The sequence below is a fragment of the Collinsella sp. genome (assembly GCF_052346665.1).
Classification (GTDB): domain Bacteria; phylum Actinomycetota; class Coriobacteriia; order Coriobacteriales; family Coriobacteriaceae; genus Collinsella.
Map to the genome: position 1 here is coordinate 112,001 of NZ_DAWDUX010000001.1, position 17,824 is coordinate 129,824.

Here is a 17,824-nt window from a genome sequence, read left to right on the forward strand (position 1 = left end):
ATGATGATGAAGAAGAACATGTGGATCTTCCTGCTGCTCGGCTTTATCATGGCCGCCTTCCTCAACGTCCCGACCGTGGGCATCGCCCTGGCCGCCTGCGCCGCCGCCGGCGTGTGGGACGTCATTACCGAGGGCCAGAAGAACCAGCCCGCCCCTGCCGCCGCCCCTGCCGCCGGCTCCGATGATGACGAGGAGTACGATCTCTAATGGGTAAGATCTCTAAGTCCACCCTGAACAAGGTGCTGCTGCGCACCCAGGGTTGCCAGTTCGCGCACAACTACGAGCGTATGCAGTCTCTGTCTCTGACCTACTGCTTCGCCCCCGTTCTCGAGGAGCTCTACAAGGACGCCCCCAAGGAGGAGCGCGTCAACGCGATGAAGCGCCACCTCGAGTACTTCAACACCCACCCGCTCGCGATCCCCTTCATCCTCGGCATCACCGCCGCCCTGGAGGAGTCCACGGATGAGGACCAGAAGGACACCGTCGTCGGCATCAAGACCTCCCTCATGGGTCCCTTCGCCGGCCTGGGCGACTCCCTGCTGAACCTCACCTGGTTCCCGATCGCCGGCTCCATCGGCGCCTCCATGTGCGTCGACAACGGCTCCATCGTGGGTCCGCTCGTGATGTTCCTGCTCATCAACCTGCTGTACTGGCCGCTGAAGTACTTCGGCCTGCACAAGGGTTACGAGATGGGCATGGAGCTTGTCGAGAAGGCCGGCGTCCAGGTCTTTGACCGACTCGGCAACCTCGCCAACGTCCTGGGCGTCATGGTCACCGGCGGCCTGGTCGCCACGACCGTCAAGCTCAAGCTCGCCGTGCAGTTCGCCTTCGGCGAGGGCGACCCGCTGGTGCTCCAGGATCAGCTCGACAAGGTCCTGCCCTTTGCGCTGCCCGTCCTGCTGACCTTCATCTGCTATCACCTGCTCAAGAAGGGCCAGGGCAAGAACTCCGCTCAGATCATCATCGGCCTGATCGTCTTCGCCCTCGTGTTCGCCGCGATCGGTTACTACTTCCCGGCGTTCAAGATCTTCGCCTAATCGCGAGCCCGCCCAAGGCCGATCGTTCGAGGCCCGCGACCCGCATACCGGGCGCGGGCCTTTTCGACCGCCGGGGATCGATGCCCGCCACGGGGCGGATGCCGAGCGGGTCCGCCGTCGATAGCGTGCCGCCCTCCAAATGAAAGGATCCCAATGAGAACCGTTCTCGTGCTCATGGATACCCTGCGCCGAGACGTCCTGTCGTGCTACAACCCCACGACCGATGTCCAGACGCCCAACCTCGATGCCTTCGCGGGCCAGTCCTGTGTGTTCGACAACCACTGGATCGGCTCGGCGCCATGCATGCCCGCCCGCCGCGACATCCTCACCGGCCGTTACAACTTCCTCGAGCGTCCCTGGGGTCCCATCGAGCCCTTCGATGTGACGCTGCCCGCCTGCCTGCGCGCGAACGGCAACTTCTGCCACATCACCACCGACCACTGCCATTACCTGCGCACCGGTGGCGAGGGTTATCTGCAGGAGTTCAACACCTGGGACTACTACCGCGGCCAGGAGGGCGACCCGTGGGTCAGCCGCATCGACGAGCCGGGCAACATGCCCGAGACCTTCTACGGGCGCGTGCGCGAGCAGTATCAGAAGAACCGTCAGCTGTGGCCGAACGAGGAGGACATGCCGAGTCCCAAGACCTTCCAGTCCGCCTGCGACTGGATCGACGGCAACGCCGGGGCCGATGACTTCTTCCTCATGGTCGAGGCCTTCGATCCGCATGAGCCCTTCGACGTCCCGGACAAGTACATGGAGATGTACGGCGGCATCGGCGGGCTCGACCGCGACTATTTCGAGATCCCTGAGTACAAGCGCGTCTCCGCCACCGACGTGAACCCCGAGGCGGAGGATTACCTGCAGCGCCGCTACAAGGCCCTGGTCACCATGACCGACCACTGGTTCGGCAAGCTCATCGACAAGCTCGCCGAGCGCGGTATGCTCGAGGACACCATGGTCATGGTCACCACCGATCACGGCTACTTCCTGGGCGAGCGCGACTACATGGGCAAGAACTACATGCACCTGTACAACGAGCTCGCGCACCTGCCGTTCATCGTGCATTTCCCGGGCAACGCCCGCGCGGGCGAGCACGCCCATCAGCTCACGCAGGCCATCGACATCATGCCCACCGTGCTCGATGCCCATGGCTGCAATATTCCGGCGGATGTGCGCGGCGTCTCCCTGGCCCCGCTCATGACCGATCCCGACGCGCCCACGCGCGACTACGCCCTGTACGGCGTGCACGCCATGACCGTCAACGTCACCGACGGGCGTTACACCTACTTCCGCGCCCCGGTGCCCGGCAACCAGCCGTGCTTCGAGTACGCCGCGCTTCCGCACACCATCCGCAAGAAGATGGGTTCGGATTGCCCGGAGGAGATCGAGTGCGGTCGCTATTTCAAGCGCACCAAGTACCCACTGTTCAAGATTCCCTGCAGGAAGCCGGCTCAGATCGAGGGCGCCGAGCCCCTTGCCGAGGTATCCGAGACCATGCTGTTCGATCTCGAAAGCGACTACGGCCAGGTCAACAACCTTGCCGGCAAGGGCGATGCGGCGGAGCAGCATATGATCGACCTGCTGCTGCGCGGCCTGGAGGAGCATGAGGCCCCCGCCGAGCAGAAAGAGCGCCTGGGCCTCGGCTAAGGCGACGGCGTCGATTGTGCGGGCCGGATGCCGCCCCCTCGGGTAAGGTGGTGGTGTCCGGCCTTCGGAGCGAGGGCGATCCCGTGCGAAGGGGGCGTGTGCCATGTGCGCGAAGCATATCGGCTTCTTGATCAAACCGGCGTCGAGCGCCTGCAACATGCGCTGCAGATATTGCTTTTACTGCGACGTGGCCGCGCATCGCGAGGAGCGCCGCGATCGTCAGCAGGTGAGCTGGGCGTTGCAGACGAACGGCTATCTGATCGATGGAGAATGGGCCGAGTTCTTCCGCGAGCACGGGTTTCTCATCGGGGTCTCGGTCGACGCCTATCGCGACCGCATGACTCGATGTGTCCCGACGCCCATGGTGCAGCCACGTACGCTCGCGTCATGGGCGGTGTGCGCCTGTTGCGCGAGACCGGCGTGGACGTCAACGTCCTGTCGGTCCTCACCTCGCAAATGGCGGCGCATCCCCAGCGCGTCTTCTCCTTCATCTAGCGGGAGGGGATTACGCACATCCAGTTTATTCCGTGCCTGCCCGGCCTCGACGACGAACATGACGCGTTCTCACTCGCTCCGCGGGAGTTCTCGTCCTTCTATTGTCGCCTGTTCGACCTGTGGTGGCGCGAGCTGGGGGCCGGAAACTACGTGAGCATCTGGCTGTTCGAGAACATCATGCAGATGGCGCTCGGGCAGTTTCCCTCGCAATGCGGGATGCTCGGCCGCTGCGCCCCGCAGTTCGTGGTGGAGAGCGACGGCTCGGTGTACCCATGCGACTTTTACGCCTTGGACGAGCACCGCGTGGGCGATATCCGCAACGATGACCTGGAGGCCATGGCGACCTGCGAGGCGATGCACGCGTTTTTGCGAGAGCCCCGTCGCGCCTGCTCGCAGTGCGCGGACTGCCCCTTCGAGGGCATGTGCCATCGAAACTGCAAGCGCTTGAACATCGCGTATTACGACGAGGGGTACTGCGGCCTGCGTGAGTTCCTTGAGTACGCCTATCCCGGCCTTCAGCGCGTGGCGCGCATGTTCGCCCGGCGTTAGCGTCCGTCTTCGGACGTGCGTCCCGGCCTCCGCCGATCCGTCTCTATTCTCATGAGCTTGGAGGTTTCCATGGCCAATCGACCCAACGTGCTCCTCATCATGTGCGATCAGATGAGGGGCGATTGCCTGGGTATAGACGGGCACCCGGATGTGAAGACGCCCTACCTCGATACGCTCGCCGCCGACGGCATGCTGTTTGAGAACGCCTACTCGGCGTGCCCGAGTTGTATTCCCGCCCGCGCCTCCCTCTTCACGGGTAGGACGCCCGCCGGCACGGGCCGCGTGGGATACAAGGACGGTGTCGCGTGGGAATACGATCATATGCTCGCGCAGGAGATGCGCGACGGCGGCTATCAGACGGCCGTGGTCGGCAAGATGCACGTGCATCCGCCGCGCCTCGGCTGCGGCTTCGAGTACATGCGCCTGCACGACGGCTACATCGGGCACTGCCGTAAGGCGAACCTGCCCTACTGGATGCACCAGAACGTCTCCGACGACTACATGCGCTTCCTCAAGGACGAGCTGGGTGAATTCGCCGACGTGAACGGAACCGGCGTGGAGAACAACTCGTGGATCACGCACCCGTGGGCATACGAGGAGCGCCTGCATCCCACCAACTGGGTGGTCGACGAGTCCATCCGCTTCCTCGAGACGCGCGATCGCACGCGCCCGTTCTTTCTCATGACGAGCTTCGTGCGGCCCCATCCGCCCTTCGACGCGCCGCAGACCTACTTCGACCTGTATCGCGATATGGAGTTGCGGGCCCCCGCCGTCGGCGACTGGGACGACGCGGGCGCTACCGAGCGCGACGGCATGATTTTGGACAGCGTGCATGGCTGTCGCGACGCCGAACTGCGTCGCGAGGCCATGGCGGGCTATTACGCCTGCATCACGCATATGGACCACCAGATCGGCCGCCTCATCACCGCGTTGGAGAACGATGAGACCTACCACGACACCGTGGTCGTGTTCTGCTCCGATCATGGCGAGATGCTGTTCGACCACAGCCTGTTCCGCAAGGTTTTACCCTATGAGGGCTCCACGCGCATCCCCTTCATCGTCCATGTGGGCAAAAACGTCGAGCTGGCGCCCGGCGAGCGCGTCTGCGGCGTGAGCGAGAGCGCTGTCGAGCTCATGGACCTCATGCCCACGATTCTCGAGGCGTGCGGGCTGTCCGTGCCCGAGGGCGTCGAGGGCTCATCGCTTCTGGGGGAGCTCACCGGGACCGCACCGCTCGACCGTGCTTGCCTGCACGGCGAGCACAGCGGCAGCCATGAGCAATCCAACCAGTGGATCGTGACCCCGCACGACAAGTACATCTGGTTCACCCAGACGGGCGTGGAGCAGTACTTCGACTTGGATGCCGATCCGCGCGAGTGCGTGAACCTCATCGACCGTCCGGAGTGCGCCGAGCGCATCGCCGAGCTCCGCGCGCTTTTGATCGAGGAGCTCTCCGGCCGCGAAGAGGGGTATGTTAAGGACGGTGAGTTGAGGGTCGGGTGCAAGCCCGCCGTCAATCTCGAACACCCTCGTCGCTAGCAGAAAGGCAAGAACATGGATATGAAGACGGTCGGCATCGTGGTCATGGTGGTTGCGCTCGCGTTTACCATCTACATGGAGGTGCAGAAGCGCGCCACCTTCGCCAAACTCGAGGCCTATCTGCGCGAGGGCGATCTGGAGAATTACCTGAAGGTCCTCGACCGTCCTCTCACCAACGTTTTGTATCCCAAGTACAACGTCCTGTTCATGCGCTTGAACGCGCTGCTCGCCATGGACGACGCCGAAAAGACGGCCGCCGTCATCCGCGAGATGGGGTCGCTCAAGATGAACGATGAGCAGAGGATCGCGCTCGCGGTCAAGGCCTTCACCTTCTACGTGGAGATCGAAGACGAACTCCACGCGCGCGAGGTGCTGGAGTACCTCGAGGCCAATGGGGACGAGTCCATGGCCAAGGCGAACCGCCGCACCTACGACATCTTCCTCAAGGGTTCCCACGCCTACATCAATGAGATGGAGAGCGCCCTGTCCGACGCGAGCGGAGTCGAGGAAGCGCTGTTGTGCCAGATGCTCGCGATACAGTACGACAACAAGGGAGATAAGGACCGCTCCGCTTCGTATCGCGAGCGTGCGGAGCGCTCGCTCGACGCGGCCGTCTCCAAGTAACAGGGAAGGGTTCGAAAAGCCCGTATGCTAGCGATCGTATTTGCCATTGCGTTCTTCGCCTCCACCATCGGCGCCATTTGCGGCATCGGCGGCGGCATCATCATCAAGCCTGCCATGGATGCCGTCGGCGCCGCGGACGTCGCGACCATCAACTTCCTATCCGGATGCACCGTGCTGTCGATGACGTGCTACTCGGTGATCAAATCGAAGGTCTCGGGGGACTCCAAGATCGATCCGAAGATCGACACCCCGCTTGCCGTCGGCGCGGCTGCGGGCGGTTTGGCGGGGCGTCAGATGTTCTCCGCGGTCGCATCGTTCTTCGGCGACGCGAACATCGCCGGCGCCGTGCAGGCGGGAACGCTCATGCTCGTCACGGCGGGGACGCTGCTGTACACCTTGAACAAGGAAAAGATCGCCACCCGCAATGTCACCGGAGTCATTCCCTGCATGGCCATCGGCCTGGTGCTGGGCATCTCCTCCTCCTTCCTGGGTATCGGCGGAGGGCCCATCAACCTCGTGGTCCTGTTTTACTTCTTCACCATGAGCACCAAACGCGCGGCCCAAAGCTCGCTGTACATCATCTTGTTCTCGCAGGCCGCCAGCACGATCGCGGCGATTGCGGGCGGTGTGTCCAACCTCGACGTCGCATTGCTCGCGGGCATGGCCGCCTGCGGCATCCTCGGCGGCATCGCGGGTCGCGCCATGAACAAGCACATCGACGATGCCGCGGTGGACAAATTGTTCTGCGGCCTCATGGTTGCCATCATTTTGATCAGCGGTTTCAACGTGGTGCGATATTGCGGTTGATCTCGGGCCCCACTGACAATCAAATAGCTGAGCAGATTTGTGCGCACATGCTTTTCATGTGCGCATATTTGTACATTACTGTGCATCATTGATATGAAGGACGAGCGTCTGCGCCGATGGATATCGGCGGAAACCAATGCGCCCCCTGCGGCGGCGATGCCGACAGGGGGCGCATGCGTTTAATGATATGCGGCGCTAACAGGTGATTCGATGCCTATAGGCAGTGGTTCTGAGCGACGCGTTTGAACCAGTACGCGCTGGCCTTGGGCGTGCGCTGCTGGGTTTCAAAGTCAACGTAGAAGAAGCCGTAGCGCTTGTTATAGCCGTTGGTCCAGCTGAACTGGTCCTGCAGGCTCCACATAAAGTAGCCGCCAACGTCGACACCGCATTCGATGGCTTTGAGGATCCAGCGCAGGTGGTCTTCGACGTATGCGATGCGCTCGGAATCGTCCACGGTGCCATCGACAAGCTGGTCCTTGCGACCCATGCCGTTTTCGGTGATAAACAGCTGCTTGTAATTAGGGTAGCGCAGTGAAATATCCATCATAAGGTCGAACAGGCCCTTGGGATAGATAATCCAATCCCAGTCCGTGGTGGGAACGCCGGGGCGTACGGCGCGCTCGCCCACGCCCGCCACGCGCCAGCGGCCGGTGCCCTTGTCGCCTGTACCGTTGTGATGAAGGTCGGTCTCACCGTCGAACGCCTTGAGAAAACGGCTTTGGTAATAGTTGATGCCCAGGCAGTCGTTGAGCTGCGCGGCGCGGCGCATAATCGAGAGGTCATCGTCCAAAAACTCGACTGAACCGTTGCTCGCCTGGCAGAGGTGCTCGATAATCTGGAGCGTATCGGGCGCATAGTCGCCGCGGAAGGTGGCGTCGAGCAGCAGGCGGTTTTGCAAAACGTCGTCGTTTTTAGCTGCCTGGATGTCGCCGGGGCAGGCGGGGTCATAGGGATACTTGTATTCCAGTGCGTGGATGACGCCGATCGTTCCGGGATAGCCGCCCTGCTTGTAAGCCAAGACGGCTCGGGCGTGGGCGAGCATCATGTTGTGCTGGGCCTGCAGGCACTCGTGCAGGCAGCCCTTCTTGCCCTGTGGCCAGGTTCCCTCGACGTAGCGGTTGAGCGTGGCCGCCGCGATCTCGTTGAACGTGAACCAGCGGGTCACCTCGGGGTATTCGTCAAAGCAGAAGCGGGCATACGCCTCAAAGGCGTCGATGGCATCGCGGTTGAGGAAGTCGCCATTGGCGTAGATCGCGGCGGGGGAGTCGAAGTGGTGCAGGGTCACGTATGGCTCGACTCCGTGGGCGCGGCAGCTGGCGAAAAGGTTGTGGTAGAAGGCGACGCCCTCGGGGTTGGGCTCACCCACGCCGCCATCGGGAAAGATGCGGCTCCAGGCGATCGACACGCGGATGCCGTTCATCCCAAAGCGCTCGCACAGCTCGAGGTCGCTATCGTAACGGTTATAGAAGTCGCAGGCGGGCTCGGGTGAAAAGCGGCCTTGCTGAGCGAGGTAGTCGTCCCATGCGACTTTGCCCTTGCCATGGGATTGGCAAGCGCCTTCTACCTGGTAGGCGGCGGTGGCGCCACCAAAAACAAAGTTGTCGGGAAAGCGCTGGGAGGTATCGGCGGAAAAGACGGGGCTCATGGCGAATCCAATCTTGTTTGAAGGGCTGAAAGGGGTTGGGGGCGGTTCGGGAGAAGACGGCAGGGCGTGTTGCTCCCGGACCGCGGAAATGGGGGCTCTATTCGAGCGCGCTACTGCATGCGCAGGAATCTAGATTCCCAGTTGCTGGGCTACGAATGCCAGCGATGCCTCGCCGTCGCGGGTGAGGTCGATGTACTGCTTGCCGCGGGTGACGCAGCAGGCGACGCCCATACGCTCGCCGTCGGCCTTGAGGTCGTCGAAATAGGACGCCGCTTGGGGTGCCAAGATAACCAGGTCGAAGTCCGGCATGATGTCCAGATGGCTGCCGTAGGCGTCCGCTGCGGTCTCGAGATCGATGCCGTGCTCGCGGGCGGCCTTGGCCAACGCGTTGGCGAGCAGGCCGGAGGTTCCGCCTCCCTGGCACAGGACAAGGACACGACGGCCGTTGAGCGCTGCATAGGGGTTGCCCGACGCGTCGGTGGTGCTGGACGAGGCGCTGGCGGCTGCGTCATCATCATCAGATGCAGCGGGGGTGGTGCTACCCGCAGATTCTTCATCCATAGACTGGCCGGCGGCGCGCTTCTTCTCCGCTGCCATGCTCGCGGCGGCCTGGGCGACGGCGCCGGTGGCGACGCTTGCCGTATCCGCCTTGCCCTGGAATGCGGCGTTCATGGCAGCCTGCTTCTGGGCGGCGCGCTGCGCGACCTCAGCCTGATCGGCCTCGGCTTCTTCGGCGCACTTCTCGCGGTCGTATACCTTGAAGAAGGGGAAATAAATGAGGAAATCAACAATCAGCAGGGCGGGGATGAGCAGGAACGCAAGGGGCTGAAGTCCCAGACCCATGGCGATGCCCAAGGGCGCGGGGGTGGTCCAGGGAAGGCTGAACATGAAGCCGTTCATACCCAAGACGTCGATGAAGAATTTGGTGATCCAGATATTGGCGATGGGCGCGAAGATGAAGGGGATGAAGAAGATGGGGTTCAAGACCATGGGAGCGCCGAAGAGGAACGGCTCGTTGACGCCAAAGCAAACCGGCACGGCTGAGGCACGGCCCACGGCGCGCATCTCTTTGGACTTTGCGAGGAAGGCGAACATGAAGCAGATCACCAGTGTGGCGCCGGTGCCGCCCATGGCGACGACGAAATCCTGAAGCGGTTTGGTGAGGACGGCGGTTGCGTGCTCACCGGCCTGGTACATGGCCATGTTGAGCTCAAGGTTGGAGATGAGGGCGGCAGAGATTGCGGGCTCGATGATGGAGGGGCCGTGGACGCCTACAAACCAGAAGAGCGACATGGCGCCGTAGATGATGGCGAGGCCAACATAGCCGTCTGCCGCGGAGAAGAGCGGCTGGAACACCTGGATAACGCCTTGGGCGAAGCAGAAGCCAAAGACGTTGCGGAATGCAAAGTCAAAGCCCCAGAAGAAGACCAGGCAGACGCCAAAGGGGATGATGTCCTTGAAGGTCTGGGAGATATTGGGCGGCACCTGTTCGGGCATCTTGATGGTGATGTTGCGCTTGATAAAGAACTTGTAGATGATGCCGGTGGCGAACGCACAGATAAAGGCGGTTAGCAGGCCCTTGGATCCCATGTAGCCGTTGGCGAGGCCGGAGATGGAGACGCCGTTATCCGTGAAGCTGATGGCGTCGCTGGAGAGCAGCAGAAAACCGATGAGCGATGCAATCATGACCGAGATGAAGTTGATCTGGTTGTTCTTGGGCAGGTCGCGATTCTGCGCATCGCAGAAGTGCTTGGCCGTGGTGGCCGCTGCGCAGATGCCGACGATGCCCATGGAGTAGTTGTAGGCCTTCATGAGAACATCGTTGATCTCTGCCGGCCAGTAGAAGCCCCAGACATTGGGGACGGCGCTGACCAAAAGAAAGATGCTGGAGACGATGATGATGGGCATGACGGAGATGAAGCCGTCGCGGATTGCTTTGAGGTACTTGTTGCGCGCGATGGCGTTGAAGAAAGGTTTGCCTTTCTCGATGAGCGCTATGAGCTTTTCCATGGACCCTCCGTTTGCATGGGTTTGCTTTTGCAGCCACTAAACGTGCTAGTAGAGATGGCTGCTAGGGCGAGCTTGCGCTGCTTACGAGTATGTTGTGCCCGGATGATACTCGTTATGAGCACGTGCTCATTTCTACAATGAGCACGTTAACATGAGTTGATGGCAGTGCAAGGGGCGTTGGGGGTAGAGGGATGCGAGCGGTCGATTATCGGCGGCAAGCGGTGGGATAGATGCAGGCAGAGGTGCGCGGAAAAGGCGATAGCCTTCGTTCAATGCGCACGTGCTCTTCAGCTTACGCTCAGTTGATGCTACATTTACCAGAACAGCAGTTTGAACAGCAATTCGAGCATCAATCTGAGAGCATGCGCAGTGCGAGGGGAGCCGTTGGATGGAACGGGATAACAAGATGACGGCGGCAGGTTCCTCAGTCCACAAGCCTGGCAGGGCGGTGTCCATGGCGGACGTCGCCAAGCTTGCCGGCGTCTCCCGACAGACGGTGTCGCGCGTGGTCAACGGGCAGGCGTGCGTGGTCGAGGAGACCCGAAGGCGCGTTATGGATGCCATGGACCAGCTTGGCTTCTACCCCAGCTTTGCCGGCAGGTCGCTGCGCGGCGGCAAGTACGGCTGCATCGGCCTGTGCATGTTCGATATCACCCATACGGGTAACGTAGCTACGCTGGAGGGGCTTATGTCCGCCGCCCGCGAGTACGGTTACGCCGTCACCTTGATCGAGTTTGATGAGAGCGAGTCCGTGCGCCTGCGGGACACCGTGCGTCGCCTGGCGGAGCTCCCCGTGGACGGCATGGTGTTCAACACCAACAGGACTATCGAGGATTTTGACGAGTTCGAGCCGCTCAACGGCCTGCCCACCATCATCATCTCCATGAAGGAGCACCCGCGCTGCACCACTATCGACTCCGATCAATACGGGTGCTCGCAGCTTGTGGTCGACCATCTTCGCTCGCGCGGCCATACGCAGATCAGGCACCTGGCCGGCCCCAAAGACTCGATCACGGCGGATTTCAGGACGCGCGGTTGGCGAGACTCGCTGGAGCGCGCGGGGCTCGAAGTCGTTGAGCCCTTACACGGGGATTGGACTGCGGACAGCGGTTACGAGCTTGGCGAAAAGCTCGTCCAAGACGCTGAGATGACGGCGCTCTACGTTGCCAACGATCAAATGGCCATGGGTGCCATCATGGCGCTGCGCGCCCATGGCAGGCGTGTGCCGGAAGACGTGAGTGTTATAGGCGTGGACGATTCCATGCAGGGCATGGTGCCCCACAATGACCTGACCACGGTGCGCTTCGACATGCGCGAGCGTGGCCGAAAGACGTTCGACTACTTCTTCTCCCAGCTATCGAGAGAATCTAAGGTCGAGGCGGTGCGTCTGCCGGGCGAGCTGGTCGAGCGCAGCACCGTGTCGGACGCTCGCTAGGTATTTGCGGTGCTGTGTGGCGTTGTGCGGCGTTTTGCTACGTTTCGCTACGTCTTACTGCGTTGGCGACGTCCGAGGCGGCTTTTTCGGCTTGGATCAACGCATCGAAATAGTAGGAGAATGACGAGACGGGCTTTTGAACGTTTTTTTGAAGGCTGAGGCGGAAAAAAGCGTTCAAAAGCCCGTCTCGTGAAATTGAGAGCCGGAGCCGGAGGGCCGCTGAATGGGGAGCGGCAAAAAGGTTGAGAAAAAGCCCTGTTCCAGATGGCTGGAACAGGGCTTGTGCTTGGCGCGGCGGTTGGTGAGGCAGCTGTGGCAACTATGGTGACGGCGTCCGCGGCGGCGGGTACGGCAGCTGCCGCGGCGTGGTGACAGACGGACCTACAGGCAGCGGGTCTGCGCGACGCGCTTGAACCAGTAAGCGCTGGCCTTGGGCGTGCGCTCCTGGGTCTCGTAATCAACGTAGAAGAATCCATAGCGCTTGTTGTAGCCGTTGGTCCAGCTGAACTGGTCCTGCAGGCTCCACATAAAGTAGCCGCCTACGTTGACGCCCGCCTCGATGGCGCGCAGTACCGCAGCGAGATGCTTCTCAACGTAATCGATACGGGGTGCATCGTCCACAAAACCATCGACAAAGGGGTCTTTATAGCCCATGCCGTTCTCGGTGATAAAGATCTCCTTGTAGTTGGGGTACTGCAGGCGAATGCGGACCAAGAGGTCAAAGAGGCCCTCCGGATAGATGATCCAGTCCCAATCCGTGGTGGGAATGCCGGGCTTGTTTACGCGCTCGCCCACGCCCGCCAAGCGGAAGCGGTCCGTTCCCTTTTCGCCCGTGCCGTTGTGGTGAAGATCGTTTTCGCCTTCGTAGGCGCGCAGGAAGCGGCTTTGGTAGTAGTTGACGCCCAGATAATCGTTGAGTGCTGCAGCCTCGCGCATGACGGCAAGATCATCCTCGCGAATCTCGATGCTGCCGCCGGAAACTGCGGCAAGGCGGCTGGCAACCTCGAGCGTATCCGCGGCGTAGTCGCCCCTAAAGGTGGCGTCGAGAAGGAACTGGTTTTGCAGCACGTCCTCGTTTTTAGCAGCGTTGATGTCTGCGGCGGAATTCTCGTCCAAAGGATACTTGTACTCAAGCGACTGGATAACGCCGACCTTGCCAGAGAACCCGCCGCGCTTGAACGCGAGGACGGCACGGGCGTGGGCGAGCATCATGTTGTGCTCGCACTGGAAGCATTTGGCCAGGTTGGCCTTTTCGCCGCCGGGGAAAGTGCCCTCGATGTAGGTGTTGGTGGCGTCCGCCCAGATCTCGTTGAACGTGAACCAGTAGGTGACGTCGTCCGCGAACTCCTTAAAGCAGAACGTGGCGTAGTCAACAAATGCATCGATGGTTTCGCGGTTGAGGAAATCGCCCTTTTCGAACAGGGTGAGGGGCGTGTCGAAGTGGTGGAGCGTGACGTAGGGCTCGACGCCGTGCGCTCGGCAGCACTTGAAGAGGTCATGGTAGTACTGGACGCCCTCGGGATTGACCTCGCCGGTTCCGGTGGGGAAGATGCGGCTCCAGGCGATGGAGAGGCGGATGCCGTTCATGCCAAAGCGCTCGCAAAGCTCAAGGTCGCGCGGGTACTGGTTGTAGAAGTCGCTTGCGGGGTCGGGGGAGAAGCGGCCTTGCTCCTTGAGGAAGTCGTCCCAAGCGACCTTTCCTTTGCCGTGCGTTTGGGTTTCGCCCTCGACCTGATAGGCTGCCGTGGCGCCTCCGAATACAAAGTTGGCGGGGAACTGATTGGAGCTCATGATGTGATCCTTTTTCTTGCTTGATGTAGGGAAGTGCCCGGCCGTCGATTGTGGGGACGACGGCCGGGCGATACGCTTGCGCGATGGTTTGATTACAGGTTGAGCTGTTCGGCCACAAAGCGCAGGGAGGCTTCTCCGTCGCGGGTGAGGTCGATGTACTGCTTGCCACGGGTGACGCAGCAGGCAAGGCCCATGCGGTCGCAGTCTGCCTTGAGGTCGTCAAAGTAGGAGGCTGCTTGCGGGGCGAGGATAACCAGGTCGAAGTCCTTCATCATATCGACGTGGTTGCCGTAGGCGTCCGCACCGGTTTCAAGGTCGATACCGTGCTCTTTTGCTGCCTTGGCAAGGGCGTTTGCCAGCAGGCCGGAGGTACCGCCGCCCTGGCAAAGCACCAGCACGCGGCGACCGTTGAGCTTTGCAAGGTCGTTGGAATCTGCGGCTGCGGCCTGAGTCTTGGAGTCATCGTCCGCAACAGAAGAAGCGTTGATCTTGCCCTGGAAGGCTGCGGTCATGGCGTCGCCCTTGGCGGCTGCCTTTGCAGCGAGTTCTTCCTCGAGCATGGCGGCCTCTTCCTCGCACTTCTCGCGATCATAGACCTTGAAGAAGGGATAGTAGACCAAGAAGTCGATGGCGAGCACAGCGGCGAGGAACACGAACGCGAGGGGCTGGAAGCCAAGGCCCATGATGATGCCGACGGGGCCGGGGACCGTCCAGGGAAGCGTGTAGAGGAATCCGTCCATGCCGATGAGGTCGACAAAGATCTTAAGAGCCCAGATGTTGCAGATGGGGGCGAAGACAAAGGGGACAAAGAAGATGGGGTTCAAGACCATGGGGGCGCCGAACAGGAACGGCTCGTTGACGTTGAAGAGCGTGGGGATCATGGAGGCGCGTCCAATCGCCTTCATCTCTTTGGACTTGGCGAGGAAGGCGAACATGAAGCAGATGACCAGGGTAGCGCCGGTGCCGCCAAGGCAGACGACGAAGTACTGGGAAGAAAGGGAGAGTACGTGGGTTGCCTGCTCGCCTGCCTGGTAAGCAGTGAGGTTGGCGGACATGTTGGCGACAAGGGCAGCGGAGATGGCGGGCTCGACGATGGACGGGCCGTGAACGCCGACGAACCAGAACAGGCTCATGGCGCCGTAGATGATGGCGAGGCCTACGTAGCTATCGGCTGCGGAGAACAGGGGCTGGAAGACCTGGATGACGCCCTGGGCGAAGCAGAAGCCAAACGCGCTGCGGAAGATAAGGTCGAAGAGCCAGAAGATGGAAATGGAGACGGAGAAGGGGATGAGGTCCTTGAACGTCTGGGAGATGTTGGGCGGAACCTGGTCGGGCAGCTTGATGGTGATGTTGCGAGACACGAAGAACTTGTAGACAATGCCTACCACAAATGCCGAGATAAAGGCGGTAAGCAGGCCCTTTGATCCAAGGAAGCCGTTGGCGAAGCCGGAGTAAGAGGTGGAATCAACCTCTACGTTGATGGCGTCGCTGGAAAGGAGCAGGAAGCCGATGACGGAGGCGATCATGACCGAGAGGAAGTTGATCTGGTTGTTCTTGGGCATGTCGCGGTTCTGCGCGTCGCAGAAGTGCTTGGCCGTGGTGGCGGCGGCGCCGAGTGCCAGGATGCCCATGGAGTAGTTATAGGCCTTCATGAGGATGGCGTCGATCTCTGCAGGCCAGTAGAAGCCCCAGACGTTGGGTACGGCATCTACCAGGATGAAGATGCTGGAGAAAATGATGATGGGGATAACCGAGATGAAGCCATCACGAATCGCCTTGAGGTACTTGTTGCGGGCAATGGCGTTAAAAAACGGCTTGCCCTTCTCAATGGTCGCAATGAGTTGTTCCATTTCCCTCTCCTTTCAGGAGGACGCTAAACCAGTGCTCTGTTCTGTGCCAGGGTTACAGGAGCTGTTGCGTTGCGGCTTGGCAATTGATCGCTGTTTACGATAAGAGGAAAAAAACCCGGTAATGATTCCTCTTATGCGTGCCCACCGACAATCAACATGTTTTGCCGCGGTGGCTGCAAGGAGCCTGTAATCCAAAATGGCGACGTCAACATTACAATGATGACGTTAACATTTTGAATTGGAATGCTGGTTTCTTTTTAGGCTGAGCGGTTCTTTTTATACGGTGAGCGGATTATCCAGTATGTTCAAAAGGTGTGCATGTTAAGGGGAAGGTGGAAGTAATGGCTGATGGAAAGCCCGCATCGATAAAGGACGTCGCACGTCTTGCGGGTGTGTCTGAACAGACCGTTTCACGCACCGTGCATGATTCTCCTGCGGTGCGCCCCGCTACAAAGGAGAAGGTAAGGCGGGCGATTGCCGAGCTGGGGTATCGTCCAAGCAATGCAGGGCGAGCGCTGCGGCGTGGTCGCTACATGGCCCTGGGTATCGCCATGGGCAATATCTCCGAGACGGGCAATCGCGATCGCCTTGAGATGTTTGTTGACGCCGCTGCGGCGCAGGGTTACACCATAGCGCTGCTAAAGATGGATCGCGAGGAGCCCTTGAGCCTGGGGCAGGCGGCGGACCGCATGTCGAGCCTGTCGATCGACGGCATGATATACGTGCTCAACCGCACGCCGGAGGACTTTGACACGTTTGTGCCCCGGGCGGGCCTTCCCGAAGTGATCATTTCTATGCATGATCACCCTGCGTGCCCTACCGTTGATTCCGACCAGGAGGCGAGCGCCCGCGCGGTGGTGGATTACCTGGTTGAGCACGGTCACACAAAGATTTGGCACATCAGCGGCCCTTCGAGATCGCTCGCAGGCGTCGCGCGCGAGAGTGGCTGGCGGTCTGCCATGCTTGATCACGGGATTGAGCCGCCGCAGGTTATCGCGGGTGATTGGAGCCCAGAAAGCGGATATGCGGCGGGAACGTTGTTGGCCGATAAGGTGCGCAGCGGTGCCTGCACTGCTGTGTTTGCATCCGATGATGCGATGGCTTATGGCTGCATGTGCGCGCTGTCCGATGCGGGCCTTTCGGTTCCGGGGGACGTGAGCATGATTGGCGCGGATGATATCTCGTCCGCCTTTGTCCCCAACTGCCAATTGACGTCGCTTCACTTTGACAACTCGGCAATCGCTGAGTGGGCAATTGGCAAGCTGGTGATTCCGGAGCGCATGGCGGACGGATGCAACCACAAGCTGTTCCCGGGGCACCTGGTTGAGCGGGGGTCGGTCCGCGACCTTAGGTAGCGCGGGCCTTTTGCCTCTATCTAGATAGCAAGACGGAGCCGGGCGCGAGCGCGCTTTTTGGCTCCGTCTTTTTATGCGGCAGGTGAACGTAGAAAGGGTACGGCAAGAGGGGGAATGCCGCACCCGGGGGAACAAGCTGTCGCGGATGGTTCTTGTAGGGCCTCTTTAGGCGGCTCTTTAGGCGAGCTTTGCCTCCAGCTGGCCGATGCGCTCGTACGCGTCGATGGTGAACTTGGTCTGCTTCTCAAGTAGCATGGTGGTCATCAGCGTGTCCTGCGCGTGTACCATGATGAAGGTCACGTCCATTTCGCCGCCGCCTGCCTCCTGGGAAAGAAGCTTGGTCTGGACGTCATGGGCGTCGATCAGCGCCTGCTTTGCGGACTCGTGAAGGGCGCGCGCACCTTCGATGTCGCCCTTGCCTGCCTTTTCGCAAGCGGCGATAAGGTCGGTCTGGGCATCTCCGGCATATGCGACGATCTCAAAACCAATCATCGAGATTTCTTCTTTAGTTGCCATGGTTCCTCCATAGGGAATGAGCACGTGCCCAAATGATCTGACACGCACACAGTGGACTGGAATATCCGGGCTAGCGGCACAATAACATTTCAACAAAAGCAAACAGATATTCTCGTAATAAAACACCGTAAACGGTAGAAAAAGATCGACAAACGGTAAAACAGTAGGAAAACAATGGTGTTCAATTTATATTGAATGCATCTTTAGAAAAGTTCTTGCATGTTGAAAGATGTTTGATTATGTTGGAAACTGTGAAAGGAGGACGTGGTGATCAAAGCTGAACGACAGGATAGGCTCATGCGCCTTATCGAGAGCCAGGGCACCGTTTCCGTCAAGGAGATCGTGGACGCCCTTGGTGTGTCGGACATGACTGTTCGCCGCGATTTGGAGGAACTGGCGGGCGCCGGCGAGGTGATTCGCGTCCACGGGGGAGCCCGTAGCGCGTCTTCGCAGCGCCGCTCGATGATCCGCCACGAGTACAGCCATATCGAGAAACGCGCCCGCCATGCGAGCGAGAAGAT

General features: G+C 60.5%; 16 protein-coding genes. 11 read left to right on the top strand and 5 right to left on the bottom strand.

From position 1 onward, the window contains the following. The 8 genes from ACT8II_RS00495 to ACT8II_RS00530 all read left to right on the top strand — a co-directional run. Nucleotides 1–207: PTS sugar transporter subunit IIC (locus ACT8II_RS00495; RefSeq protein WP_443812774.1), on the top strand; the 207-nt coding region annotated here is incomplete at its 5' end. Next, nucleotides 207–1,037: a PTS system mannose/fructose/sorbose family transporter subunit IID gene (locus tag ACT8II_RS00500; protein ID WP_294159611.1), complete on the top strand. Its 831-nt coding sequence runs from the start codon at nucleotides 207–209 to the stop codon at nucleotides 1,035–1,037. The genes ACT8II_RS00495 and ACT8II_RS00500, both read left to right, overlap by 1 nt. Nucleotides 1,038–1,190: 153 nt before the next feature. Continuing rightward, nucleotides 1,191–2,687, top strand: coding sequence for a sulfatase-like hydrolase/transferase (locus ACT8II_RS00505; protein WP_317440192.1), 1,497 nt, complete (start codon nucleotides 1,191–1,193; stop codon nucleotides 2,685–2,687). A gap of 345 nt (nucleotides 2,688–3,032) precedes the next feature. Continuing rightward, nucleotides 3,033–3,182: a hypothetical protein gene (locus ACT8II_RS00510; protein WP_443812775.1), complete on the top strand. Its 150-nt coding sequence runs from the start codon at nucleotides 3,033–3,035 to the stop codon at nucleotides 3,180–3,182. Nucleotides 3,183–3,332: 150 nt separating this feature from the next. Beyond that, complete coding sequence (locus ACT8II_RS00515; RefSeq protein ID WP_443812776.1) at nucleotides 3,333–3,731, top strand: SPASM domain-containing protein; 399 nt, start codon at nucleotides 3,333–3,335, stop codon at nucleotides 3,729–3,731. Between the two features lie 69 nt (nucleotides 3,732–3,800). Continuing rightward, complete coding sequence (locus tag ACT8II_RS00520; protein WP_304291510.1) at nucleotides 3,801–5,270, top strand: arylsulfatase; 1,470 nt, start codon at nucleotides 3,801–3,803, stop codon at nucleotides 5,268–5,270. 15 nt (nucleotides 5,271–5,285) lie between these two features. Continuing rightward, a complete protein-coding gene (locus ACT8II_RS00525; protein WP_118652561.1) occupies nucleotides 5,286–5,894 on the top strand; it encodes a hypothetical protein in 609 nt (202 codons plus the stop codon). Between the two features lie 24 nt (nucleotides 5,895–5,918). After that, the gene (locus ACT8II_RS00530; RefSeq protein WP_118652563.1) at nucleotides 5,919–6,701 is read left to right on the top strand and encodes a sulfite exporter TauE/SafE family protein; all 783 of its coding nucleotides are present in this window, start codon (nucleotides 5,919–5,921) and stop codon (nucleotides 6,699–6,701) included. Nucleotides 6,702–6,915: 214 nt separating this feature from the next. Here the strand turns inward: ACT8II_RS00530 and lacG (ACT8II_RS00535) are convergent, their stop codons facing one another. Both lacG (ACT8II_RS00535) and ACT8II_RS00540 read right to left on the bottom strand, forming a co-directional pair. Continuing rightward, nucleotides 6,916–8,346, bottom strand: a complete 1,431-nt coding sequence (gene lacG / locus ACT8II_RS00535) for a 6-phospho-beta-galactosidase (protein ID WP_118652565.1) — start codon at nucleotides 8,344–8,346, stop codon at nucleotides 6,916–6,918. A gap of 129 nt (nucleotides 8,347–8,475) precedes the next feature. Next, on the bottom strand, nucleotides 8,476–10,356 hold the full coding sequence (locus ACT8II_RS00540; RefSeq protein ID WP_118652567.1) for a lactose/cellobiose PTS transporter subunit IIB: 1,881 nt from the start codon (nucleotides 10,354–10,356) through the stop codon (nucleotides 8,476–8,478). A gap of 388 nt (nucleotides 10,357–10,744) precedes the next feature. On the opposite strand from ACT8II_RS00540, the gene ACT8II_RS00545 reads away from it, so the two are divergent. Continuing rightward, on the top strand, nucleotides 10,745–11,791 hold the full coding sequence (locus ACT8II_RS00545) for a LacI family DNA-binding transcriptional regulator (protein ID WP_118652569.1): 1,047 nt from the start codon (nucleotides 10,745–10,747) through the stop codon (nucleotides 11,789–11,791). Nucleotides 11,792–12,172: 381 nt separating this feature from the next. Here the strand turns inward: ACT8II_RS00545 and lacG (ACT8II_RS00550) are convergent, their stop codons facing one another. Both lacG (ACT8II_RS00550) and ACT8II_RS00555 read right to left on the bottom strand, forming a co-directional pair. Further along, complete coding sequence (lacG, locus tag ACT8II_RS00550) at nucleotides 12,173–13,582, bottom strand: 6-phospho-beta-galactosidase (protein WP_443812777.1); 1,410 nt, start codon at nucleotides 13,580–13,582, stop codon at nucleotides 12,173–12,175. Nucleotides 13,583–13,674: 92 nt separating this feature from the next. Continuing rightward, nucleotides 13,675–15,432: a lactose/cellobiose PTS transporter subunit IIB gene (locus ACT8II_RS00555; protein WP_118652573.1), complete on the bottom strand. Its 1,758-nt coding sequence runs from the start codon at nucleotides 15,430–15,432 to the stop codon at nucleotides 13,675–13,677. 341 nt (nucleotides 15,433–15,773) lie between these two features. Here ACT8II_RS00555 and ACT8II_RS00560 point away from each other — a divergent pair, with 341 nt between their 5' ends. Next, on the top strand, nucleotides 15,774–16,787 hold the full coding sequence (locus ACT8II_RS00560) for a LacI family DNA-binding transcriptional regulator (protein WP_118652575.1): 1,014 nt from the start codon (nucleotides 15,774–15,776) through the stop codon (nucleotides 16,785–16,787). A 177-nt stretch (nucleotides 16,788–16,964) separates the two neighbouring features. Here the strand turns inward: ACT8II_RS00560 and ACT8II_RS00565 are convergent, their stop codons facing one another. Beyond that, on the bottom strand, nucleotides 16,965–17,303 hold the full coding sequence (locus ACT8II_RS00565) for a PTS lactose/cellobiose transporter subunit IIA (RefSeq protein ID WP_118652577.1): 339 nt from the start codon (nucleotides 17,301–17,303) through the stop codon (nucleotides 16,965–16,967). 267 nt (nucleotides 17,304–17,570) lie between these two features. Between ACT8II_RS00565 and ACT8II_RS00570 the strand changes: the two genes are divergently transcribed. Continuing rightward, nucleotides 17,571–17,824 (top strand): DeoR family transcriptional regulator (locus ACT8II_RS00570; protein ID WP_443812778.1); only part of this gene is annotated, 254 nt, incomplete at its 3' end.

What these genes read in the sequence shown, in the direction of transcription:
- ACT8II_RS00520 (WP_304291510.1), top strand. Translation starts at nt 3,801, where the DNA reads ATGGCCAATCGACCCAACGTGCTCCTCATCATGTGCGATCAGATGAGG.
- ACT8II_RS00565 (WP_118652577.1), bottom strand. Translation starts at nt 17,303, where the DNA reads ATGGCAACTAAAGAAGAAATCTCGATGATTGGTTTTGAGATCGTCGCA.
- ACT8II_RS00500 (WP_294159611.1), top strand. Translation starts at nt 207, where the DNA reads ATGGGTAAGATCTCTAAGTCCACCCTGAACAAGGTGCTGCTGCGCACC.
- ACT8II_RS00560 (WP_118652575.1), top strand. Translation starts at nt 15,774, where the DNA reads ATGGCTGATGGAAAGCCCGCATCGATAAAGGACGTCGCACGTCTTGCG.
- ACT8II_RS00545 (WP_118652569.1), top strand. Translation starts at nt 10,745, where the DNA reads ATGGAACGGGATAACAAGATGACGGCGGCAGGTTCCTCAGTCCACAAG.
- ACT8II_RS00510 (WP_443812775.1), top strand. Translation starts at nt 3,033, where the DNA reads ATGTGTCCCGACGCCCATGGTGCAGCCACGTACGCTCGCGTCATGGGC.
- lacG (WP_443812777.1), bottom strand. Translation starts at nt 13,582, where the DNA reads ATGAGCTCCAATCAGTTCCCCGCCAACTTTGTATTCGGAGGCGCCACG.
- lacG (WP_118652565.1), bottom strand. Translation starts at nt 8,346, where the DNA reads ATGAGCCCCGTCTTTTCCGCCGATACCTCCCAGCGCTTTCCCGACAAC.
- ACT8II_RS00530 (WP_118652563.1), top strand. Translation starts at nt 5,919, where the DNA reads ATGCTAGCGATCGTATTTGCCATTGCGTTCTTCGCCTCCACCATCGGC.
- ACT8II_RS00525 (WP_118652561.1), top strand. Translation starts at nt 5,286, where the DNA reads ATGGATATGAAGACGGTCGGCATCGTGGTCATGGTGGTTGCGCTCGCG.
- ACT8II_RS00540 (WP_118652567.1), bottom strand. Translation starts at nt 10,356, where the DNA reads ATGGAAAAGCTCATAGCGCTCATCGAGAAAGGCAAACCTTTCTTCAAC.
- ACT8II_RS00505 (WP_317440192.1), top strand. Translation starts at nt 1,191, where the DNA reads ATGAGAACCGTTCTCGTGCTCATGGATACCCTGCGCCGAGACGTCCTG.
- ACT8II_RS00555 (WP_118652573.1), bottom strand. Translation starts at nt 15,432, where the DNA reads ATGGAACAACTCATTGCGACCATTGAGAAGGGCAAGCCGTTTTTTAAC.